This window comes from Mesorhizobium sp. M7A.F.Ca.US.008.03.1.1 (assembly GCF_003997495.1).
Classification (GTDB): domain Bacteria; phylum Pseudomonadota; class Alphaproteobacteria; order Rhizobiales; family Rhizobiaceae; genus Mesorhizobium.
On sequence record NZ_RZRU01000015.1, the window covers coordinates 94,653 to 116,213 of the forward strand.

A 21,561-nucleotide genomic window follows, 5' to 3' on the forward strand; every position below is an offset into this window, starting at 1 on the left:
TTATCCTTTGACGGCGCCAGCCATGAGACCGCGCACGAAATAGCGGCCGGCGAGCACATAGACGAGAAGGGTGGGCAGTGCGGCGATCATCGCGGCTGCCATGTTGACGTTGTATTCGACGACGCCGGTCGAGGTGTTGACAACGTTGTTGAGCGCCACCGTCATCGGCATCGAGTCGCCGGTGCCGGCGTAAGCCGAGGCGAACAGGAAGTCGTTCCAGATGTTGGTGAACTGGTAGATCACGGTGACGACGAAGATCGGCATCGAATTCGGCAGCATGATGCGGCGGAAGATCTGGAAGAAGGAGGCGCCGTCGACCTGTGCCGCCTTGACCAGTTCGGTCGGGAACGCCTCGTAATAATTGCGGAAGAACAGCGTGGTGAAGCCGATGCCGTAGACGACGTGGACGAAGACGAGGTTGACCGTCGGGTTGCCGAGGCCAAAGCTGGTTCCCGTCGCATTCTGCAGCGTGACGCCGAAGCGGCCGAGGCTGCCGAGGATCGTCGCCATCGGCAGCAGCACCGATTGGAACGGGATGAAGCAGGCGAACAGCATCAGCCCGAACACCAGCGTCGCGCCGCGAAAGCGCCACTTGGTCAGCACGTAGCCGTTCAGCGCCCCGAGCATCGTCGAGATCAGCACGGCGGGAACCACCATCTTGATGGAGTTCCAGAAATAGCCCTTGATGCCGGCGCAGGTGAGGCCGACGCAGGTCTCCCCCCAAGCCTTCAGCCACGGATCGAAGGTTGGCGCCTTGGGCAGTGCCAGCATGTTGCCGTTCTGGATCTCGTCCATGGTCTTGAACGAGGTCACCAGCATGACGAACAGCGGCATCAGGTAGAACAGTGCAAACAGCGCCAGCAGCCCGTAAATGACGATCCGATTGAGCGTTTTGACGTTCATGCCGCCGGAGGCGTTGCGGGCGGGGGTGGTGACGGCGCTCATCGCGGCTTCTCCCGCAGTTCCGAATAGAGATAGGGCACGATGATGGCGACGATGGTCATCAGCATGATCACCGCGCTTGCCGAGCCGACGGCCATCTCGTTGCGCTTGAACGTGTACTCATACATGAAGTTGGACGGCAGCCAGGCCGAGCCGCCTGGGCCGCCGCTGGTCAGCGCCACGACCAGATCGTATGACTTGATGGCGAGGTGCGCGAGCACGATGAAGGCCGAAAGGAAGATCGGCCGCAGCAGCGGGATGACGATACGACGGTAGAGCTGGAAGGTGGTGGCGCCGTCGATCTGCGCCGCCTTCATGATCTCGCCGTCGATGCCGCGCAGGCCGGCCAGGAACATCGCCATGATGAAGCCGGAGGCCTGCCAGACGCCGGCAATGACCACCGTGTAGATGACGAAATCCTTGTTCTTGATCCAGTCGAAATGGAAACTCGTCCAGCCCCATTGATGCAAGGTCTGCTCGAGGCCGAGGCCGGGATCGAGGAACCATTTCCAGGCCACGCCGGTGACGATGAAGGACAGCGCCATCGGGTAGAGATAGATCGGCCTCAAAACGCCTTCGCCGCGGATCTTCTGGTCGAGCAGGATAGCCAGGAACAGGCCGAGCGCCAGGCAGATTGCGATGTAGAGGAAACCGAAAATACCCATATTGGTGATTGACGTGTACCAGCTCGACGGCGGGTCTGTGTCGAAGGTCCAGCCCCACAGCCGCTGATAGGCGCGCGAGCCGGTTAGGACATAGGACGGGAAGGTCTTGGAATTGGTGAAGGACAGATAGATCGTCCACAGGATGAAGCCGTAGACGAAGACGATGGTGATGGCGAAGCTCGGCGCCAGCACGATCTTCGGCAATGCGTCCTGCAGGCGCGAGCGCACCGAGGCGCGTGGCCGCGCATGCTCCGGCGTCAGCTTGATCTGGCTTGTCGCTACCGTGCTCATGGGGCTCCTCCCGTCGACTCGCGGCCAACCAGCTTCGCCGATCTAAGTTCGCGGATCTGGCCTTCCCCGCCGGAGCGGGAAAGGCGTTTTTGGCGCGTGGCGCTTACTTGGCGTCGTCGATCGCCTTGACCAGCTCGGTCACGGCCTCGTCCGAGGTCTTGATCTGACCATGGACGAATTTGGAGACGACATCCTTGTAGGCATTGGCGACCGCCGGAGGCGCGCCATAGCCCTGGGCCAGCGAGCCGAACAGCGTGCCGCCTTCGTTGGCTGCCTTCAGGTCGGCGATGCCCTTCTTGCCGCAAGCGTCGAAGTCGGTGTCCGGAACGTCGGTACGGGCCGGGACCGAACCCTTGACGACGTTGAAGGCCGACTGGAAGCTCTTCGACAGGGTGGCGGTGGCCAGCGCGACCTGGGCGGCCTTGCGGTCGTCCGGAACGTTGAACATGCCGAACATGTCGGAGTTGTAGATCACCGAGCCGTCGGTGCCCGGGAAGCGATAGCACAGGAAGTCCGTGCCCGGGGTCTTGTTGGCGGCGTGGAACTCACCCTTGGCCCAGTCGCCCATGACCTGCACCAGGGCGTCGCCCTTGATGACCATGGCGGTGGCAAGGTTCCAGTCGCGGCCCGAGAAGTTCGGATCGACATAGGTGACGAGCTTGGCGAGGTTGTCGAACGACTTCTTCATCGTGTCGGACTTGAGCGAAGCGTCGTCGAGGTCGTTGAAGGCCTTCTTGTAGAACTCAGGTCCGCCGGTCGACAGCACGACGGAGTCGAACATGGTGGCTTCCTGCCAGTTCTGGCCGCCGAGAGCGAGCGGGATCACGCCTGCCGCCTTGGCCTTGTCGAGCAAGGCAACGAAGTCGTCGAAGGTCTTCGGCTCGGTGCCGCCGATCTTGTCCATGACGGCCTTGTTGATCCACAGCCAGTTGACCGAGTGGACGTTGACCGGAGCCGCGACCCACTTGCCTTCATAGACCGAAAACTTCTGCAGGGCCGCCGGAACGGACTTGTCCCAGCCTTCCTTCTTCGCCGTCTCGGTCAGATCACCCATGACGCCGGCGGCCGCATAGTCGAGCACGGTGTAGCCGAGCATCTGCGAGGCGGTCGGGTAGTTGCCGGCCGCGACCATTGCCTTCAGCGCGGTCATGGCGGCATCGCCGCCGCCGCCGGCCACCGGCACGTCCTTCCAGGCATAGCCTTCCTTGGCCAGGTCGCCCTTGAGGACGTTGAGAGCAGCCGCTTCGCCGCCCGACGTCCACCAATGCAGCATCTGGACTTCCTTGACGTCCTCGGCATGGGCCGCGAAAGCCAGACCGGATGCGAGAGCCGTTCCGATAAGCAGTTTGCGCAACATGTACTTCCTCCCTTGTTGCATTACACGACCGGCGGATGCCGCCGGGTTCTTCTCAACTCAGCCGACCCACCACCCGGTGCGCTGGCCGCGATGAAACTGGATTGTTTTTTCCTCGGTATAGTCCTCGACGGCGCGTTTGCCGAGTTCGCGTCCGAGACCGGACTGCTTGTAGCCTCCGAAAGGCAGCTCGGGATAACCTTCCATGAATGTGTTCACCCAAACGGTTCCCGAACGCACTCCACGCGCGACCGACATGCAAGTGTCGATGCTGGCGCTCCACACGCCCGCCGACAAACCATAGGGCGTGTTGTTGGCGATGTGCAACGCCTTTTCAATCGATTCAAAAGTCAGCACCGAGAGCACCGGGCCGAACACTTCCTCGCGCGCTATGGCCATCTCCTCGGTAACGCCGCGGATGATGGTGGGATCGAGGTACTGGCCGGCGTTTGAGGCCAATTGCTTGCCGCCGCTGAAGACCTGGCTGCCAGCGCTTGCCGCCGCCGCGACATAGTCGGCGACCTTGGCCAGATGGTCTGCCGAAATCATCGCGCCGACCTTGGTTTGGTCATCGAGCGGATCGCCGACCGTGACCCTGGCGGCAAGCGCCTTGACGGCGCTGAGAAAATCGTCGGCGATCGCCTCGTGCACGATCAGCCGGCTGCCGGCATTGCAGCACTCGCCGGCATTGAAGAAGCCGCCGAACACCGCCGCATCGGCGGCCGCTTCGAGGTCGGCGTCCGGGAAGACGATCTGGCCGTTCTTGCCGCCGAGCTCCATCGAGACTTTCTTCAGCGACTGCGCGGCCGAGGCCATCGTCATCTTGCCGACGCGGGTGGAGCCGGTGAACGAGACCATCTCGACCAGGGGATGGCTGACCATCGGCGCACCGACGTCGGCGCCAAGACCGGCGAGGATGTTGACGACGCCGGCGGGCAGGCCGGCCTGCATCAGGATATCGCCAAGCACGAAGGTCGAGGCTGAGGTCATTTCGCTCGGCTTGACCACCGCCGTGCAGCCGGCGGCAAGCGCGAAGGGAAGTTTCTGGCTGACGATCAGGAACGGGAAATTCCTTGGGGTGATGATCGAGACGACGCCGATCGGTTCGCGCAGCACGACGCCCAGCATGGCGTCGCCGAGATTGGCGTAGGATTCGCCATGCAACGTACGGGCGAGCGAGGCGGCGTAGCGCCAGATGTCGACGGCGCCGCCGATCTCGCCGCGCGCCTGGGCGATCGGTTTGCCCGATTCCAGTGCGTCGAGCCGGGCGATGTCTTCCAGCCGGCCCTCGATCAGGTCAGCCGCCTTGAGCAGGATCGCGGCACGCTCAGCTGCCTTCATGCGCGGCCATGGACCGGTCTCGAACGCCTTGTGGGCGGCCTGTACAGCGGCTTCCACTTCGCCCGCGCCGGCCTGTGCGTAGTGCGAGACGGTGAAGCCGTGGCCGGGGCTATTTCGAGCAATCGTGCGGCCGTCGCGGGCATCGACATGCTTGCCGTCGATCAGCAGCTTGTACGCTTTCGGTGCCGCAGCCGCCTCGGCCGGCATGGCGATCTTGAGGGGTGCGTTCATATGTTTGCTCTAGGCTCTCGAAAAGGCCGGCTTCTGCTTGGCCTTGAAGGCATCGACCCCTGCCTTGAGATCGCTGGTCAGGGCGATGAAGCCGCTGGCCAGCGCTTCGGTGGCGGCGGCACTTTCCTCGCCTTCGGCAACGGCGATCATCAATTTGGCGGCTTCGGTCGCCAGCGGGCCGCGCTCGGCGATCTTTTCCGCCCACGCCTTGGCTTCGTCGTGCGCCTTGCCAGTCGCGACCACCCGGTCGACGATGCCCAGAGCGAGTGCCTCGGAGGCGAGAAAGATCTCGCCGCCGAGCGCCATGCGGCGCACCGTCTGCGCGCCGAAGCGGCGCACGGCGCGCTGCGTGCCGGACCAGCCGGGCACGACACCGATCGAGGTTTCAGGGAAGCCTAATTTCACTTGTGTTTCCGCCACGCGGAAGTCGCAAGCCACAGCCAGTTCCAGGCCGCCGCCCAGCGCATGGCCGGACAGGACGGCGATGGTCGGCTGCCTGAGCCGCGCCAGGCGGTCGAAGACGCGGTGGCCATAGCGGACCCATTGCACCTGGAAATCGGCGGCACTCATCCGCGCCCACGCCTCGACATCGCCGCCGGCGCAGAAGCCCTTGCCTTCGCCGCGCAGCAGCACGACGCGAACGCCTTCCGCACCCTCGGCCGCGTCGAGCGCCGTCTCTAGCGCCCGCAGTATCGGGATGTCGAGCGCGTTGAATTTCTCCGGCCGGCGCAGCGTGACGATGCCGATGGCGCCATCCTGCTCGAAGGTGACGAGAGGCTCAGCCATGCCCACCTCCGAGCGAGGCGCCGCCATTCAGCGACAGGCCTATCGGTTGCTCCTGATAGAGGGCTGCCGGTGTCGTCTTGAGGTCCTTGGCAACGCCCAGCGGGATTTCCGACTGCGCCAGCACATCGCGCTGCAGATCGATGCCGGGTGCGAGTTCTGTGATGACGAGGCCCTCCGGCGTCAGCCTCATCACGCAGCGCTCGGTCACATAGGTGATGTCCTGACCCTGTGCCACCGCGCGCTTGCCTGAAAACGAGATGTGCTCGACTTCGTTGACCACCTTCTTGACCTTGCCCTCCGCCTCGATGCGGATGCCGCCATCGGCCAGAGACAGCTTGGCCCCGGCATTGAAGAAGCCGGAGAAGACGATCTTCTTCGCCCGTGCGGTGATGTCGACAAAGCCGCCGGCGCCGGCGGTGACATGCGGCCGCGCCGAAAGCTTCGAAACGTTCACGGAGCCGTGTCGATCGATCTGCAGGAAGGACAGCAACGAGGCGTCGAAGCCGCCGGCCTGGAAGTAGATGAACTGGTGCGGCGAGGGCATGAAGGCGTCGGCGTTCGACGAGCAGCCGAATTTGAAGTCGAGCAGCGGCACGCCGCCGACCGCGCCCTGTTCGATCACCCAGGTAATCTTGCCGTGCTGTCCTTCTTCGAGAAGGATGCGCGGGACATTGGCTGAGATGCCGAAGCCGATGTTGACGGCCATGCCGTCGCGCAATTCCATGGCGACGCGGCGCGCGATCACCTTCTGGACGTTCATCTCTGGCGTGCGAAAGCTCGACAGCGGCCGGAAGATTTCTCCGGAGATGGCAGGGTCATAGGGCGTCAGCGTCGTCTGCAACTGGTCGGGCGCGACGACGATATGGTCGACCAGGACGCCCGGCACGCGCACGTCATGCGGTTTCAGCGTGCCGTTTTCGACGACGCGCTTGACCTGCGCGATGACGATGCCGCCATTGTTGCGGGCGGCGAGCGCCTGCTCCAGCCCCCCGAGATAGGCGCCTTCATGCTCGTAGGTGAGGTTGCCGCGCTCGTCGGCTGACGTGGCGCGGATGATCGAGACCTGCGGCACGATGGAGCGGAAATAGAGCCATTCCTCGCCGTCGAATTGCTGCACCGAAACGATCGGCTCGCTGGCGGCGGCGTTCATGGCGCAGCCCTGATGGCGCGGGTCGGCGAAGGTGTCGAGGCCGACCTTGGTCAGCACGCCCGGCCGCTTGGCGGCGGCTTCTCGGTGCATATCGAACAAGATGCCGGACGGCACGTTGTAGGCGGCGACAGAATTGTCGCCGATCATCTTCCATATCTGCGGCGGTTCGGAAGAGGAGGGGCCGGACGGGTAGGAGCCGCACAAGGTACGCTTCAGCAGCCCAGGCTTGGCCAGATGGTCGATACCCCTGATGCCATACATGTCGCCGGCCGCAATCGGGTGCAGCGTGGTGATGTTCTTCGGATGGCCTTCTGCGTCGAAGCGTTCGCCGATCGCGGCGAGCACCGCGTCGGGGCAGCCGAGGCCGCTCGACGAGGACACCGACACGGCCATGCCGTCCTCGATCAGGCCGGCTGCCTGCGCCGCGGAGACGACCTTGCTCAATTCATGCTCCCAAGCTCAGGGTGGATTGCGATCGCCTTGCCCGATTTCGCGGTTTGCAATGCTGCTTCGACTGACGCCGATGACCGGATGTTGTCCTCGCCCTGCGCGCGGATGGCGCTGATCATGAACTGCCTGGCGATCGTGCTGGCGCCGATCAAGCTCGTTTTGACGCTCATGCAGCGCTTCCCAAACCGACCGCCCTGTTTCGAATGCGACGATCCGGGCCGCAGCTTTCCCTGACCACGAGATTGACCGCGCCGATATGGTCTTCGGCGCGTGTTGTCCGCGACTGGATCATTTTCAGCATGACATGGGCGGCGCGCTCGCCGAGGCCCGCCGAATCCACCGCGACGCTGGTCAGAGCCGGCATGTAATGCTCGGCCTCGGCCACATCGTCGAAACCGACGATGGCGAAATCAACGCCCGGCTCAAGCCCGCGCTTGCGCAGCGCCAGCATGGCACCAAAGGCGACGGCGTCGTTGAAGCAGAGTGCCGCGGTCGGCGGTTCAGCCATTGCGAGAGCGGTTTCGAGGCACGCGATACCCCCTCTGCGGCTGGTCTCTCCCTCGACGACCAGTGCGTCGCGGTCGGCGATGCCCTGCGTCTGGCAGGCTTCGCGAAATCCGCCAAGCCGCTCGTGATAGACGACGAGATCGGACGAGCCGCCGAAGAAGACCAGCCGGCGATGTCCCTTGCCGATCAGATGGACGGTGGCGAGATAGGCTCCGCGATGGTTGTCGGGTGCGATGACCGGAATGCGGCTCTCGGGAAGCCGGCGCATGGCGAAGACCACCGGCAGACCTGCCGTCTCGATCCGCCTGAAGGCGCCCGGCGTCGTGCCGCGAGCCGGGGACACGATGAGGCCGGCGACGCCTTGCTCCATCAGCGATTTCAGCACTTCTTCCTGGCGCACCGGATTTTCCGCCGTGTTGGCGATGAACGGCACGATGCCGGCCGACTGGAAGACCCGCTCCATGCCAACCGCCAGCTCTGCGAAGAAAGGATTGGTGAGATCGTTGATGACCATGCCGATGACATTGGAGTGCGCCTTGCGCAGATTGGCGGCGCCGCGGTTGTAGACGTAACCGACATCCTCGATCGCCTTGCGCACCTTGCTTGCTGTCTCGGGCCGGATCAGCCCGCTGCCCTGGAGCACGAGCGATACCGTCGATTTGGACACGCCTGCTTCGCGGGCGATGTCGAATATCGTCGCCTTGGCCCGGTTGGCCATCCAGATGCATCCTCCCCGATTGCAGGCCCAAAAAGTATTGGAACGTTCTAATCTCTGCTCCGCTCGTGAGTCAATCGGGATTTTTCCCGCGCCTCGAACATCGATTGTACGTACTCAAATGGCATGCGCTACAAGGCTTTTTGTGTTGCAATGCAGCATTTTCCCCTGCAGAGAGTTCGGATCTTAAAGGTTCTTGATTTATTGGAACGTTCCATTTAGTAGCGTTGCGAAGGGAGAGATGGATGGATATTTCCTTGCCTGGTGAGGGTGGCGGCAGCACCCGCTACACGCTGGTCGGCGAACCCGTGCAGCCGATGGTCGGCGCGCGATTTTCGCGCATCGCCTATGCCGCCGCGCATGTCGTTGCCGATCCGCTCGCCATGACCGATCCGTGGTCCAGGCCGGCAGTCGACTGGGACAGGACGATGGCGTTCCGTCACCATCTGTGGCGGCAGGGCTTCCGCATCGCCGAAGCGATGGACACGTCGCAGCGCGGCATGGGCTTCGACTGGGCAAATGCACAAGAATTGATCCGCCGTTCGATCGCCGAGGCGCGCACCGTCGATGGCGCCGATCTCGCCTCGGGTGCCGGCACCGACCATCTGGCGCCCGCCGCCGCCAGGACGCTGGACGATGTGATCACCGCCTATGAGCGGCAATTCGCTTTTATCGAAGGCTTGGGTGGCAAGGCGATCATGATGGCCAGCCGGGCATTGGCGGCAGTTGCCAAGGGGCCGGATGACTATGTCAGCGTCTACGACCGCATCCTGTCCCAGTCCTCCGGTAGGGTCATCCTGCACTGGCTGGGCGACATGTTCGATCCGGTGCTCAGGGGCTATTGGGGCAGCGAGAATTTCGAGACTGCTCTCGATACAGTTGTTGCCATCATCGAACGCCACGTTGGCAAGGTGGAGGGGATAAAAATCTCACTGCTCGATGCCGGCAAGGAGGTCGCGCTGAGGAACCGTCTGCCGGACGGCGTCGTCATGTTCACCGGCGACGATTTCAATTATCCCGAACTGATCGCTGGCGATGGCAGGAAGCACTCGCACGCACTGCTCGGTATTTTCGATGCGATTGCGCCGGTCGCCAACGCGGCCCTGTCGAAACTGGCGGAAGGCGACCGCGCCGGTTATGAGGCGTTGATGGCGCCGACCGTGCCGCTATCGCGAAAAATCTTCGAGGCGCCGACCGAGTACTACAAGGCCGGCATCGTCTTCATGGCCTGGCTGAATGGCCATCAGGACCATTTTGCGATGGTCGGCGGCATGCAGTCGGCGCGCGGCGTCCGTCACTATGCCGACGTGTTCCGCCTTGCCGATCAGGCAGGATTGCTGGCGGATCCGGATCTGGCGGTCGCCAGGATGAAGAGCCTTTGCAGCGTGGCGGGCGTCTAAGCGCGGAAAGGCTGACCGGTCGAAGGGGATACCCGACGCGTCGCCACGCGATTGCTGCGCCTGCCCAGGCGTCTCCTCTGTCGAACAACCGCGAGGGTTGTTTTCGCCGCCATCACCAATTCTCTTGTGAACCAATTTCTCCCGAGGCGCGACCAAGCGACGTGTCCAAACATGGTCCATCAAGGAGAACGTCTGATGTTTACTGTTTCAAGAAACGTCCTTTTGGCCGCCATCGCCGTTTCGGTGCTGGCCGGCTGCAAGACAACCGCTCCCAGGGAATGCGACAGGCTGAAGCCTGGCGTCACCTACAACGGCAAATGCTGCGGTATCGGCGAGCCTTGTCGCGAAGGCAAGGGCGGCGGCGACAGGCCCGGAAATACGCCCGATCCAGAGCCGCAATGATCTGATCGACCGTGGCCCGTTTCGGCTAGCGTCGGAGCGGGCGCGTTGCGCATCGAAAAGCTCACCGCTGTCCAGCTCTGGCGAGCCGGCCAGGATGTCGATCTAAGTCTGGTTGTCTGGATTGGATGGTGGGCGTGACAGGGATTGAACCTGTGACCCCTGCAATGTCAATGCAGTGCTCTCCCGCTGAGCTACACGCCCATCCGAAGCCGCGCATACACCATTTTTGATCCAGCGCGTCAATAGCAGGAAAAAGGAAAGAAGGCGTCGTCTCGCCGCAGTGGCGAAGAGGTGCGGCGCCTCGCTTGAAAAACGGCTCAGGCCGCCTGCAGCATCTTCTCGACCTCGTTGACGAGGTCACGCAGATGGAACGGTTTCGACAGCACCTTGGCGTCTTTCGGCGCCTTGGAATCCGGGTTCAGCGCAACGGCGGCAAAACCGGTGATGAACATGACTTTCAAATCAGGATCGATCTCCGTGGCGCGCCGCGCCAGTTCGATGCCGTCCATCTCCGGCATGACGATGTCGGTCAACAGCAGCGAGAAAGGTTCTTCGCGCAGCCGCTCATAGGCGCTGGCGCCATTGTCGAAATCGCTGACCTGGTAACCGGCGCGCTCCAGCGCCTTGACGAGGAACCGACGCATATCGTCGTCGTCTTCCGCCAGAAGAATGCGTGCCATGATATCCCGTCCGAATCACCCGCCCGAGATTGCCGTTGGGCAAGCCCGTTAACCATCCTGTATATGAGGAGGTGAGGGTAAACATCAAGTGAACGCGGACGGCGATGATCCATATTTGCCAGGGCGTGTGCTGCCGCTGAAATGCTGGACACGCGGCCTGCAAGGTGGCACTTTCATATCATGATGCACTGGTGTTTTCGGGTTCGCTCAAATTGAAGACGGCAGCCGAGGATTTTTCGGTCTTTCCACCCTTCGAAATCCGGTCGGGCGCCGAGCAGCGCGTCCCCTTCCTCTTCAACTCGCCGCATAGCGGCCGCTACTATCCCGAACGCTTCCTTGCCATGGCAAGGCTGGACCGCAACGCCATCCGCCGGTCGGAAGACTGTTACGTCGATGAGTTGTTCGGCGGCGCCGTCGCGCTCGGCGCGCCGTTGCTGGCGGCGAATTTCCCGCGCGCCTATCTCGACGTCAATCGCGAGCCGTGGGAGCTCGATCCTCGCATGTTCGCCGAGCCAGTGCCGTCCTTCTGCAACATCCGCTCGGCGCGGGTGGCTGGCGGGCTTGGCACAGTGCCCAAGCTGGTGGGCGAGGGGCTCGACATCTATTCCGGCCGCCTGCCTCTGGCCGAAGCGGTCGCCCGCATCGAAGCCGTCTACAAGCCCTATCACGAAACACTTAAGCGGCTTTTGACCCGGACCCATGCGCGGTTCGGTTTTGCCGTGCTGATCGACTGTCATTCGATGCCCGCGAGCATCCGTGTCGGCGACAGCGGTCTGCGGCCCGACTTCATCATCGGCGACCGCTTCGGCATCTCGGCAACCGCCGCCCTGACCGAGACCGCGATCGGCCTGCTCAGCGCCATGGGCTATTCGGTTGCCCACAACAAGCCCTATGCCGGCGGCTTCATCACCGAGCATTACGGCCGCCCGGCGCGCCATCTGCATGCGCTGCAGATCGAGGTCAATCGCGGGCTCTACATGAACGAGCGGACATTCGAGAAGGCCGCCGGCTTCGATGCGCTGGCCGACGATCTGACGCGGTTCTCAGCCGACCTGATGTCGATGCCCGACCATCATTTCATCGACCTGCCGCTGGCAGCGGAGTGAGCGACCTGCCGCTGGCCGCAGAGTGAAATCGCGGCGTAAAAAAAGACCGCATCGTTTGCACGATACGGTCGAAGTCTAGGGAGGAAACGCCCAAGGAGGGCATGGACAGGAAACCCTGTCCGAGGTCGAGGGTATTGTGCGCTGCACAAAAGTCAAGCGACCTTCAGGCTTTTTTAATTCACTCTGATGTGGAAATTGCGTTTCGGCGACGCTTGTGTGACATCCGGGCAACAGAGGCCGTCGCGAAAAAGTCGTCGGACACTCTTGTTCTGGTACGAAATTGGCGGCACAGCACGGCTCGGACATGCTGCAGTGCGGGAGAATCAGTTGGACATCAGTGTCGATTTCATGCGCCGCATCGCGCAGGCGGCAGCGGCGGAGACCTTGCCGCGCTTTCGTGCCCAAGGGGCGGTCGCCAACAAGGAACAGGGCAGTTTCGATCCGGTCACCGAGGCCGATCGCGAGGCCGAGCGTGCCATCCGCGCACTGATCTCTGCTGAATATCCCGACCATGGCATTCTTGGCGAGGAGCATGGCAGCGAGAACATTTCGAGCCGGCATGTCTGGGTGATCGACCCGATCGACGGCACGCGCGCGTTCATTTCCGGCCTGCCGGTGTGGGGCACGCTGGTCGGGCTGACGGTCGATGGCGACGCCGTTGCCGGCATGATGGCACAACCCTTCACCGGCGAGCTGTTCTACGCCAACGCCTCGGGTTCGCATTATGAGGGGCCGGGCGGGCCTCGCAAGCTGACGACCCGCAAGACGACGAAGCTCGCCGAGGCGACGCTGTTCACCACCACGCCGGCGCTGTTCAAGGGCGCGGCGCGCGAGCGTTACGACCAGTTCGAAAAGCAGATCCAGCTCGCCCGCTACGGAGCGGATTGCTATGCCTTCGCCATGATCGCTTCGGGAAGCGTCGACATTGTCGCCGATCCCGGTTTGAAGCCCTACGACATCGTGGCGCTGATCCCGATCATCGAAAAAGCAGGCGGCGTGGTCACCACATTCGATGGCGGGCCGGCGGAACAGGGCGGCGACGTCCTGGCCGCGGCGACGCCGGAGCTTCATGCCGCCGCCATGGCCGCCTTGCGCGGCTAAACGGGAGCCCGCCGCCATTTTCAGGTGATGCCGACGCTTGAAGCCGTCCTTTTACTGCCTGGCGGCACCCCTTGGGGAACGCCAGCGACGGGCGCCAGTCAGGCTGTGGGGTCGTCGCTGCCGGGAATGAAGGCGTCGAAGGCGGCGAGCAATTGCTCGCGGTAGATGTCGGCTTCCTGCAGGATTTCGTGACGGGAGCCATCGATCATCAGCAATGAACCGAGCCGCAGACGTCTGGCGTAGGCTTCCACGGCTCTGGTCGAGACAACCTGGTCGGCGCCGGCGGCGATGATCAGCTGCGGGATCTGGATCCGAGCCATGAAGTCGGGATCGCTGACGGCTTCCGAAGCTTTCGCGGCCGTCTGCAGCCAGCGGATCGTCGGCCCGCCAAGCGCCAGTTGCGGGTATTCTTCGTAGATCCGTGTGTTGCGCCGATAGCGCGTCGGGTCCGATGTCAGCTTGTTGGTCTCGAAAGGGGCCGTTACCCTCGGCCGCGGGCCCCAGGCGGCATAGAGCCGGCCGAGGCCGAGAGCGCAGAACAGGGAACAGACGCGGCGAACCGTCGAGATCGAGACCGGCAGGTCGGGCAGCGTCAGGAAGGGTGCGATCAGCACCATGCGCCGGACGCGGTTCACCATCGACGGCGCGGCAAGCAGGGTGATCAATGCGCCTGCCGAATGGGCCAGGATGTAGTAAGGTCCGCGGCAATCGGGCAGCACGATCTCCTCGAAGAACTGTTCGAGGTCGGCGGTGTAGTCGCGGAAGCTGCTGACGTAGCCGCGCTGGCGATCGCGGATCAGCCGGTCGGAATCGCCCTGGCCGCGCCAGTCGAGCGTGGCGACGCCAAAGCCGCGATCGGCAAGGTTGCGGATGGTTTCGAAATATTTCTCGATGCACTCGTTGCGGCCGGTGAGCAGGACCACGGTGCCCTTTATCGGCCGAGCGACCGCGCCAAACAGGCCGTAGCGGATATTCTTGCGGTCACGCGTGGTGAAGAAGCCGCCGGTGGCGTTTTCCGGCCGCGGATTGCCCTCGACTTCGTGAAAAAGGGAGTTCTCGGTGAAAAGATCCGTCATTCGGGGCTTCGTGCTCGGCGTCTCGCATGCCCGCCTGCGCTGGCCGGCTCCGCTAAGGTGATAGACGCCCATGCGCCAAAAGCCAAGGAATTCCCGGTGACTGGGGCTGCAACAGGGAAGGCCGGAAGCCGCTTGTAAGCGTGCTTCCGGCCTCTGTCGATCCGGGAGGAAGGGACGTTACACCCGGTCGGCCTCGTTGCGGTGCCTGTTGTGCCATCGGCGCCGCCAGTCCTTGATCCTGGTATGGACTTTAGCGCCGGCTGCCTGAACGCGCGCCGAAGTGCCGGTTCATCTGCCGTTCATCAAGGGGCCGGCCGCCGTGGCTTTTGCCGCCAGGTGAAATCTTGAAATGCTTTCCAGCGCTCCCCAAATGTCTCGTGCGGTCGCCAATGTCGGGGCCGCTGGCCCACCCGAAACGCCGCTCAAGGGTTTCGCACCGGCCATACGCAAACCATGTTGCTCAACAGGAGAACACCTCATGCGTCACGTTGATTTTTCCCCGCTTTATCGCTCGACCGTCGGCTTCGATCGTCTGTTCACGATGCTCGATTCGCTTGCGCAGCCGGATGGCGCGCAGACCTATCCGCCCTACAACATCGAGCGCACCGGTGAGGATTCCTACCGCATCTCGATGGCGGTTGCCGGCTTCTCGGACGAGGAAATCTCGATCGAAGCCCATCGCAACGTGCTGACCGTGAAAGGTGAGCGCAAGGACGAGGGCACCGGCGAAGGGTCTGAACTGCTCTATCGCGGCATTGCCTCGAGGGCTTTCGAACGCCGCTTCCAGCTTGCCGACCACGTCGAAGTTGTCGGTGCTTCGCTGAAGAACGGCCTGCTGTTCGTCGACCTCAAGCGCAACATCCCCGAGGAGCTGAAGCCGCGCAAGATCGCCATTACGGCGTCTTCGGCCAAGGCCAAGCAGATCGAGGCCAAGACCGCGAACTAAACCAATAGCCTCCCAAGGCAAAGGCGGCGCCGAGAGGCGCCGCCTTTTTGTTGTCTGGAATATTGATTATCAAGCGATCAACTGGCCAAAACGGTCGACTTCATCGGCTGTCGTCGCAAAGCTGGTGACGAAGCGATAGAGCAATTCGTCCTCGCCGATGTGGCCGTCAAAGCCGTGCGGCTTGTGCCAATCATAGAACGCTGCACCCGCTGCCTGCAGCTTTTCGACTTCGGCTTTCTTGATCACCGCGAAAACCTCGTTCGCCTGCGGCAGCCATGCCAGCTTGGCCGTGGCCGAATCCTCGATCGCGGCGGCAAGACGTGCGGCCATGGCGTTGGCGTGGCGAGCGGTGTCCAGCCACAGTCCATCCTTGAAATAGGCTTCGAACTGCGCTGCGACGAAGCGCGATTTCGAAAACAGCTGGGCGGCGCGCTTGCGCAGGAACGCCAATTCCCTGGCACGATCAAGATCGAACAGCACGACTGCCTCGGCGCACCAGCAGCCGTTCTTGGTGCCGCCGAAGGAGAGGATGTCGACGCCGCGTTTCCAGGTCATTTCGGCCGGTGTCGTGTCGAGTGCGACCAGCGCATTGGCAAAGCGGGCGCCATCCATGTGCAGGGGCACCGAATATTGTTTGGCGATCGCCGAGATCGTCTCGATCTCATCCAGGCCATAGATGGTGCCGACCTCGGTCGACTGGGTGATCGAAACGGCCATCGGCCGTCCCCAATGGACGATTTCCGGTGCGAAACGGCCGATGGTCCTTTCCAGATTGTGCGGATCGATCTTGCCCAGCGCGCCATCGATCTCATGCAGACGGGAGCCGCCGGAGAAATACACCGGCGCGCCGCATTCGTCCTCGATGACATGCGATTCGCGGTGAGCAAAGGAAATACCGCCCGGCTTGTTGTAAGCGGTCAGCGCCAGCGAGTTGGCGGCCGTGCCGGTGGCAACGAAGAACACCGCGACCTCGCGTTCGAAAATCTCGCTGAAGCGCTGGTAGACTGCCCGGTCGAGCGCGCCGTCACCATAGGCGGTGGAAAAGCCGCCGGCATTCGCCGACAGGCCGGCGGCAATGTTGGGATGGGCGCCTGCCCAATTGTCGGAAGCGAAGAACATGCATCTGCCTATGTCTTGGGAGATCGGGGTTTGGGGAAATCAGCCTGAAGTTGACCGGTTTCGGGAGCGGACCGCAAGGGGCCATGCGTCGGAAAAATAGTAAAGCCAGCCAACCGGCAAAGCCCAGGCCGACGACTGAAGCTTACGTTTTTCCTCAACTTCACGACATTTTCTGTCGCGAAAAGCCCAAGTTTTTTGTGAATCGGTCTTGTATGCGTTCGGGATTTCTGCCATAAAAATTTAGGACAGTAGTGCTGTCTTATTTTGTCGCACAAAACGAGCTGGATTGGCGTATCATTTGGGCCTCTCCGGCTGTTGCCGCGAGCGACAGGTGGACAGCCAGACTCTGGCCTGTACGATTACCAGATGCGATCCATGCGGAAAGCCGCCTGGTTCGACAAGGATTTCGCAAGACGTGCCACAAGGATCAGGGTGAGCCAAGCGCTTGCCGAGGCAAACCAGCGCCTGAATGGCTGGGAATGGAGGACAGGAGATGACGGACATGACGCACTCTGCGACGAACGGCCAGGCCGCGCAGACGAAAGCGGCAACCGTCAAAACCACCTTGCGATCCGATATTGGCCGAACCGCCAACGGCTTTTCCGCCCAGGGCCTCTACGATCCGCGCAACGAGCATGACGCCTGCGGCGTCGGCTTCATCGTCAACATGAAGGGCGTGAAGTCGCATCAGATCGTCGAGGACGGGCTGGCTGTGCTCGAAAACCTGACGCATCGCGGTGCCGTCGGCGCCGATCCGCTGGTCGGCGATGGCGCCGGCGTGCTGGTGCAGCTTCCCGACCGTTTCTTCCGCGAGGAGATGGCGGCCCAGGGCATGGAGCTGCCGCCGGCGGGCCAGTACGGCGTCGGACACTGGTTCATGCCGCAGGACGCGGCCCTTCGCGCCCATATCGAGGACATCATCGCCGAATCGGCACAATCCGAGGGGCTGCCGCTGCTGGGATTCCGTGACGTGCCCGTCGACAATTCGTCGCTGTCGAAGGCGCCTGACATCGTGGCATCCGAGCCGTTCCATCGGCAGATATTCATCGGCCGCACGCCAGACATCACCGATGACGAGGAATACGAGGCCAGGCTCTATCTGCTGCGCAAGGTCATATCGGGCCGCATCTATGCCGAGAACGACAACATGGACATCGGCGCCTATTGCGTGTCGCTGTCGGCGCGCACCATCGTCTACAAGGGCATGTTCCTGGCTTATCAGGTCGGCGCCTACTACAAGGACCTCAAGGACCCGCGCTTCGAGACGGCGCTGATCCTCGTCCACCAGCGCTTCTCGACCAACACGTTCCCGTCATGGAAGCTGGCGCATCCCTACCGCATGGTCGCCCACAATGGCGAGATCAACACCGTGCGCGGCAACAACAACTGGATGGCTGCGCGACAGGCTTCGGTCGATTCCGAACTGTTCGGCAACAACATCTCGAAGCTGTGGCCGATCTCCTATGACGGCCAGTCCGACACCGCCTGCTTCGACAATGCGCTCGAGTTCCTGTTCCAGGGCGGGTACAGCCTCAGCCATGCCATGATGATGCTGATCCCGGAAGCCTGGGCCGGCAACAAGCTCATGGATGGCGATCGCAAGGCCTTCTACGAATACCATGCGGCATTGATGGAGCCGTGGGACGGGCCGGCGGCGGTGGTTTTCACCGATGGCCGCCAGATCGGCGCCACGCTCGACCGCAACGGCCTGCGCCCGGCGCGCTACATCGTCACTGACGATGACCGCGTCATCATGGCCTCGGAAGCCGGCGTGCTGCCGGTGCCGGAGGAGAAGATCGTCAAGAAGTGGCGGCTGCAGCCCGGCCGCATGCTTCTGATCGACCTGGAGAAGGGGCGCATCGTCTCCGACGAGGAGCTCAAGTCGGAGATCGCGACCAAGCATCCCTACAAGACCTGGCTCGCCAACACGCAGCTGATCCTCGAAGATCTGAAGCCGGTCGAACCGCGCGCGCTGCGCAAGGATGTCAGCCTGCTCGATCGCCAGCAGGCGTTCGGCTACAGCCAGGAAGACACCAAGCTGTTGATGTCGCCGATGGCGACGACAGGCCAGGAAGCGGTTGGCTCGATGGGCACCGACACGCCGATCTCGGCGATGTCGGACAAGTCGAAGCTGCTCTACACCTATTTCAAGCAGAACTTCGCCCAGGTAACCAATCCGCCGATCGATCCGATCCGCGAGGAGCTGGTGATGAGCCTGGTGTCCTTCATCGGGCCGCGGCCGAACATCTTCGACCTGGTCGGCAATTCGCGCCGCAAGCGGCTCGAAGTGCGCCAGCCGATCCTGACCAATGGCGATCTCGAAAAGATCCGCTCCATCGGCCACACCGAAGACCGCTTCGACACCAAGACGATCGACATCACCTATGGCTCGGCCGAAGGGGCCGCGGGCATGCAGGGCGCCATCGATCGGTTGTGCGAGCGGGCGGAGGCGGCGGTCGCCGGCGGCTACAACATCATCATCCTGTCCGACCGCCAGGTCGGGCCGGACCGCATCGCCATCCCGGCGCTCCTGGCGACGGCGGCGGTGCATCATCACCTGATCCGCAAAGGGTTGCGCACCTCGGTCGGCCTCGTCGTCGAATCCGGCGAGCCGCGGGAAGTGCATCATTTCTGCTGCCTTGCCGGTTATGGCGCCGAGGCGATCAATCCCTACCTCGCCTTCGACACGCTGCTCGACATGCACAAGCGTGGCGAACTGCCGAAGGAAGTGGACGCCTACGAAGTCGTTTCGCGCTACATCAAGTCGATCGGCAAGGGCATCCTCAAGGTCATGTCCAAGATGGGCATCTCGACCTACCAGTCCTATTGCGGCGCGCAGATTTTCGACGCCATCGGCCTGAAGACCGATTTCGTGCAGCAATACTTCACCGGCACCGCGACGCTGATCGAAGGCGTCGGCCTGGACGAGATCGCGACCGAGACGCTCAGCCGACACAATGACGGTTTCGGCAACGACCCCGTGCTGCGCAACAGCCTCGAAGTCGGCGGCGAATACATGTTCCGTATGCGCGGCGAGGCGCATATCTGGTCGCCTGATGCGGTCGCCACCTTGCAGCACGCCGTGCGCCAAGGGTCGTGGGAAACGTTCAAGGACTATTCCGCCCAGATCGACAGCGAGACGGCCCGCGCACAGACCATTCGCGGCCTGTTCAGGCTCAAGCTGGCGCAGGAAACCGGCCGCAAGAAGGTGGCGCTCGACGACGTCATGTCGGCGGCCGACATCGTCAAGCGGTTCTCGACCGGGGCGATGTCGTTCGGATCGATCTCGCGCGAAGCGCACACGACGCTGGCGCGCGCCATGAACCAGATCGGCGGCAAGTCGAACACCGGCGAGGGCGGCGAAGAGGCCGACCGCTATCTGCCGCTGCCTGGCGGCGGCAAGAACCCGGAACGCTCGGCGATCAAGCAGATCGCCTCGGGTCGTTTCGGCGTGACGGCCGAATACCTCGTCAATTCCGACATGATGCAGATCAAGGTGGCGCAGGGTGCAAAGCCCGGCGAGGGCGGCCAGCTGCCCGGCCACAAGGTGGATGCCACCATCGCCAAGGTCCGGCATTCGACGCCGGGCGTGGGGCTGATCTCGCCGCCGCCGCATCACGACATCTATTCGATCGAGGATCTGGCGCAGCTGATCTACGACCTCAAGAATGTCAATCCGGCCGCCGACGTGTCGGTCAAGCTGGTGTCGGAAGTCGGTGTCGGCACGGTTGCGGCGGGCGTCGCCAAGGCACGCGCCGACCACATCACCATCTCGGGTTATGATGGCGGCACCGGCGCCTCGCCGTTGACTTCGCTCAAGCATGCCGGCAGCCCGTGGGAAATGGGCCTTGCCGAGACGCACCAGACGCTGGTGCTGAACGGTCTGCGGTCGCGCGTTGCGCTGCAGGTCGATGGCGGCCTGCGCACGGGGCGCGACGTCATCATCGGCGCGCTGCTCGGCGCCGACGAGTTCGGCTTCTCGACCGCGCCGCTGATCGCGGCAGGCTGTATCATGATGCGCAAGTGCCATCTCAACACCTGCCCGGTCGGCGTCGCGACGCAGGATCCGGTGCTGCGCAAGCGCTTCAAGGGCACGCCCGAGCATGTCATCAACTTCTTCTTCTACGTCGCGGAAGAGGTGAGGGAACTGCTCGCCGAGATGGGTTACACCCATATCGACCAGATCATCGGCGACACCGATCTTCTGGAAAAGCGCGACCTGATCGTGCACTGGAAGGCGCGCGGGCTCGATTTCTCGAAGATGTTCTTCAAGCCGGATGCGCCGCATGAGGCCGTGCATTGGACCGAGCGGCAGAAGCACCCGATCGACGACGTGCTCGACCGCAAGCTGATCGAACTGGCAAAGCCGGCGCTCGAGAGCAAGCTGCCGGTCAAGATCGAGGTCGATATCCGCAATGTCGACCGCTCGACGGGCGCCATGCTGTCGGGTGAAGTGGCCAAGCGCTTCAAGCACAAGGGCCTGCGCGAGGATACGATCCAGGTGAAGCTGACCGGCACCGCCGGCCAGTCCTTCGGCGCCTTCCTGGCGCGCGGCATCTCGTTCGAGCTTGTGGGCGCCGGCAACGACTATGTCGGCAAAGGCCTGTCGGGCGGACGTATCGTCATCCGGCCGCCGGAAGAAGCCAAGATCGTCGCCGCTGAATCCATCATCGTCGGCAACACGGTGCTCTATGGCGCAACCGAGGGCGAGGCCTATTTCGCCGGCGTCGCCGGCGAGCGTTTCGCCGTGCGCAACTCGGGCGTCGCCGCTGTCGTCGAAGGCGTCGGCGACCATGGCTGCGAGTACATGACCGGCGGCATCGTCGTCGTCATAGGCAAGACCGGCCGCAACTTCGCCGCCGGCATGTCGGGCGGCGTCGCCTATGTGCTGGACGAAGCGGGTGATTTCGCCGAGCGCTGCAACATGGCGATGGTCGAGCTGGAGCCGGTTCCCGAAGAAGACGATCTGATGGAAAGGCTGCTGCACCATGGCGGCGACCTCGATCACAAGGGTCGCGTCGACGTCTCCGGCGACATGACCAGCCATGACGAGGAGCGGCTCTACCAGCTGATCTCCAACCATGTGCATTACACCGGATCGGTACGTGGCCGCGAGATTCTCGACGGCTGGACGACTTTCCGGCCGAAGTTCCGCAAGATCATGCCGGTCGAATACCGCCGCGCCCTGATCGAGATGGAACGCATGCGCATGGGCGTCGCGGCGGAATAGGCTTTTGCAATTGCCGGGGAGCCCAGGCTTCCCGGCCCATCTTCACCGACAGTTTGACCTCCGGCGCAA

The 21,561-nt window shown here is 63.0% G+C and carries 17 protein-coding genes and 1 tRNA gene; 6 read left to right on the forward strand and 12 right to left on the reverse strand.

Annotated features, from left to right (window positions below):
- The 8 genes from EOA16_RS20875 to EOA16_RS20910 all read right to left on the reverse strand — a co-directional run bounded on the left by EOA16_RS20875 (position 1) and on the right by EOA16_RS20910 (position 8,435).
- Positions 1-945: a carbohydrate ABC transporter permease gene (locus tag EOA16_RS20875; protein WP_127259958.1), complete on the reverse strand. Its 945-nt coding sequence runs from the start codon at positions 943-945 to the stop codon at positions 1-3.
- Positions 942-1,898, reverse strand: coding sequence for a sugar ABC transporter permease (locus tag EOA16_RS20880; protein WP_024502750.1), 957 nt, complete (start codon positions 1,896-1,898; stop codon positions 942-944). Before EOA16_RS20880 ends, EOA16_RS20875 begins: the two co-directional genes overlap by 4 nt.
- A gap of 103 nt (positions 1,899-2,001) precedes the next feature.
- On the reverse strand, positions 2,002-3,255 hold the full coding sequence (locus EOA16_RS20885) for an ABC transporter substrate-binding protein (RefSeq protein WP_127259959.1): 1,254 nt from the start codon (positions 3,253-3,255) through the stop codon (positions 2,002-2,004).
- A gap of 57 nt (positions 3,256-3,312) precedes the next feature.
- On the reverse strand, positions 3,313-4,824 hold the full coding sequence (locus tag EOA16_RS20890) for an aldehyde dehydrogenase family protein (protein WP_127259960.1): 1,512 nt from the start codon (positions 4,822-4,824) through the stop codon (positions 3,313-3,315).
- A 9-nt stretch (positions 4,825-4,833) separates the two neighbouring features.
- Positions 4,834-5,610 (reverse strand): enoyl-CoA hydratase/isomerase family protein, encoded by a 777-nt coding sequence (locus EOA16_RS20895; RefSeq protein ID WP_127259961.1) that lies wholly within the window; start codon positions 5,608-5,610, stop codon positions 4,834-4,836.
- Positions 5,603-7,204 (reverse strand): acyl CoA:acetate/3-ketoacid CoA transferase, encoded by a 1,602-nt coding sequence (locus EOA16_RS20900; protein WP_127259962.1) that lies wholly within the window; start codon positions 7,202-7,204, stop codon positions 5,603-5,605. Before EOA16_RS20900 ends, EOA16_RS20895 begins: the two co-directional genes overlap by 8 nt.
- Positions 7,201-7,380 carry a hypothetical protein gene (locus EOA16_RS20905; protein WP_127259963.1) on the reverse strand — a complete coding sequence of 60 codons (180 nt, stop codon included), beginning with the start codon at positions 7,378-7,380 and terminating at the stop codon, positions 7,201-7,203. The genes EOA16_RS20900 and EOA16_RS20905 overlap by 4 nt, the downstream gene beginning before the upstream one ends.
- Complete coding sequence (locus EOA16_RS20910) at positions 7,377-8,435, reverse strand: LacI family DNA-binding transcriptional regulator (RefSeq protein WP_127259964.1); 1,059 nt, start codon at positions 8,433-8,435, stop codon at positions 7,377-7,379. The genes EOA16_RS20905 and EOA16_RS20910 overlap by 4 nt, the downstream gene beginning before the upstream one ends.
- Before the next feature lie 242 nt (positions 8,436-8,677).
- Between EOA16_RS20910 and EOA16_RS20915 the strand changes: the two genes are divergently transcribed.
- Together EOA16_RS20915 and EOA16_RS20920 are read left to right on the forward strand one after the other, a co-directional pair.
- Positions 8,678-9,832, forward strand: coding sequence for a dihydrodipicolinate synthase family protein (locus EOA16_RS20915; RefSeq protein WP_127259965.1), 1,155 nt, complete (start codon positions 8,678-8,680; stop codon positions 9,830-9,832).
- Positions 9,833-10,027: 195 nt separating this feature from the next.
- Positions 10,028-10,234: a hypothetical protein gene (locus EOA16_RS20920; protein ID WP_127259966.1), complete on the forward strand. Its 207-nt coding sequence runs from the start codon at positions 10,028-10,030 to the stop codon at positions 10,232-10,234.
- 126 nt (positions 10,235-10,360) lie between these two features.
- Here the strand turns inward: EOA16_RS20920 and EOA16_RS20925 are convergent.
- Together EOA16_RS20925 and EOA16_RS20930 are read right to left on the reverse strand one after the other, a co-directional pair.
- Positions 10,361-10,435, reverse strand: a tRNA-Val gene (locus EOA16_RS20925).
- Positions 10,436-10,551: 116 nt separating this feature from the next.
- A complete protein-coding gene (locus EOA16_RS20930) occupies positions 10,552-10,914 on the reverse strand; it encodes a response regulator (RefSeq protein ID WP_006199474.1) in 363 nt (120 codons plus the stop codon).
- A gap of 164 nt (positions 10,915-11,078) precedes the next feature.
- Here EOA16_RS20930 and EOA16_RS20935 point away from each other — a divergent pair, with 164 nt between their 5' ends.
- Complete coding sequence (locus EOA16_RS20935) at positions 11,079-12,020, forward strand: N-formylglutamate amidohydrolase (RefSeq protein ID WP_127259967.1); 942 nt, start codon at positions 11,079-11,081, stop codon at positions 12,018-12,020.
- A gap of 327 nt (positions 12,021-12,347) precedes the next feature.
- Complete coding sequence (gene hisN, locus EOA16_RS20940; RefSeq protein WP_127259968.1) at positions 12,348-13,121, forward strand: histidinol-phosphatase; 774 nt, start codon at positions 12,348-12,350, stop codon at positions 13,119-13,121.
- Between the two features lie 98 nt (positions 13,122-13,219).
- Here hisN and EOA16_RS20945 read toward each other — a convergent pair whose 3' ends face one another.
- Positions 13,220-14,197 carry an alpha/beta hydrolase gene (locus tag EOA16_RS20945; RefSeq protein WP_127259969.1) on the reverse strand — a complete coding sequence of 326 codons (978 nt, stop codon included), beginning with the start codon at positions 14,195-14,197 and terminating at the stop codon, positions 13,220-13,222.
- Positions 14,198-14,675: 478 nt separating this feature from the next.
- Here EOA16_RS20945 and EOA16_RS20950 point away from each other — a divergent pair, with 478 nt between their 5' ends.
- The gene (locus EOA16_RS20950) at positions 14,676-15,143 is read left to right on the forward strand and encodes an Hsp20 family protein (RefSeq protein ID WP_109659260.1); all 468 of its coding nucleotides are present in this window, start codon (positions 14,676-14,678) and stop codon (positions 15,141-15,143) included.
- A gap of 69 nt (positions 15,144-15,212) precedes the next feature.
- On the opposite strand, the gene EOA16_RS20955 is transcribed toward EOA16_RS20950, so the two are convergent.
- The gene (locus EOA16_RS20955; protein ID WP_127259970.1) at positions 15,213-16,262 is read right to left on the reverse strand and encodes a low specificity L-threonine aldolase; all 1,050 of its coding nucleotides are present in this window, start codon (positions 16,260-16,262) and stop codon (positions 15,213-15,215) included.
- A gap of 493 nt (positions 16,263-16,755) precedes the next feature.
- Here EOA16_RS20955 and gltB point away from each other — a divergent pair, with 493 nt between their 5' ends.
- Entirely contained in the window at positions 16,756-21,492 is a 4,737-nt protein-coding gene (gene gltB, locus EOA16_RS20960; protein ID WP_127259971.1) for a glutamate synthase large subunit, read from the forward strand.
- The last annotated feature ends 69 nt before the right edge of the window (positions 21,493-21,561 follow it).

Coding starts and splice junctions, on each gene's coding strand:
- EOA16_RS20905 (WP_127259963.1), bottom strand. CDS start 7,380: ATGAGCGTCAAAACGAGCTTGATCGGCGCCAGCACGATCGCCAGGCAG.
- EOA16_RS20890 (WP_127259960.1), bottom strand. CDS start 4,824: ATGAACGCACCCCTCAAGATCGCCATGCCGGCCGAGGCGGCTGCGGCA.
- EOA16_RS20910 (WP_127259964.1), bottom strand. CDS start 8,435: ATGGCCAACCGGGCCAAGGCGACGATATTCGACATCGCCCGCGAAGCA.
- EOA16_RS20950 (WP_109659260.1), top strand. CDS start 14,676: ATGCGTCACGTTGATTTTTCCCCGCTTTATCGCTCGACCGTCGGCTTC.
- EOA16_RS20885 (WP_127259959.1), bottom strand. CDS start 3,255: ATGTTGCGCAAACTGCTTATCGGAACGGCTCTCGCATCCGGTCTGGCT.
- EOA16_RS20930 (WP_006199474.1), bottom strand. CDS start 10,914: ATGGCACGCATTCTTCTGGCGGAAGACGACGACGATATGCGTCGGTTC.
- EOA16_RS20955 (WP_127259970.1), bottom strand. CDS start 16,262: ATGTTCTTCGCTTCCGACAATTGGGCAGGCGCCCATCCCAACATTGCC.
- EOA16_RS20920 (WP_127259966.1), top strand. CDS start 10,028: ATGTTTACTGTTTCAAGAAACGTCCTTTTGGCCGCCATCGCCGTTTCG.
- gltB (WP_127259971.1), top strand. CDS start 16,756: ATGACGGACATGACGCACTCTGCGACGAACGGCCAGGCCGCGCAGACG.
- EOA16_RS20895 (WP_127259961.1), bottom strand. CDS start 5,610: ATGGCTGAGCCTCTCGTCACCTTCGAGCAGGATGGCGCCATCGGCATC.
- EOA16_RS20945 (WP_127259969.1), bottom strand. CDS start 14,197: ATGACGGATCTTTTCACCGAGAACTCCCTTTTTCACGAAGTCGAGGGC.
- EOA16_RS20915 (WP_127259965.1), top strand. CDS start 8,678: ATGGATATTTCCTTGCCTGGTGAGGGTGGCGGCAGCACCCGCTACACG.
- EOA16_RS20875 (WP_127259958.1), bottom strand. CDS start 945: ATGAGCGCCGTCACCACCCCCGCCCGCAACGCCTCCGGCGGCATGAAC.
- EOA16_RS20880 (WP_024502750.1), bottom strand. CDS start 1,898: ATGAGCACGGTAGCGACAAGCCAGATCAAGCTGACGCCGGAGCATGCG.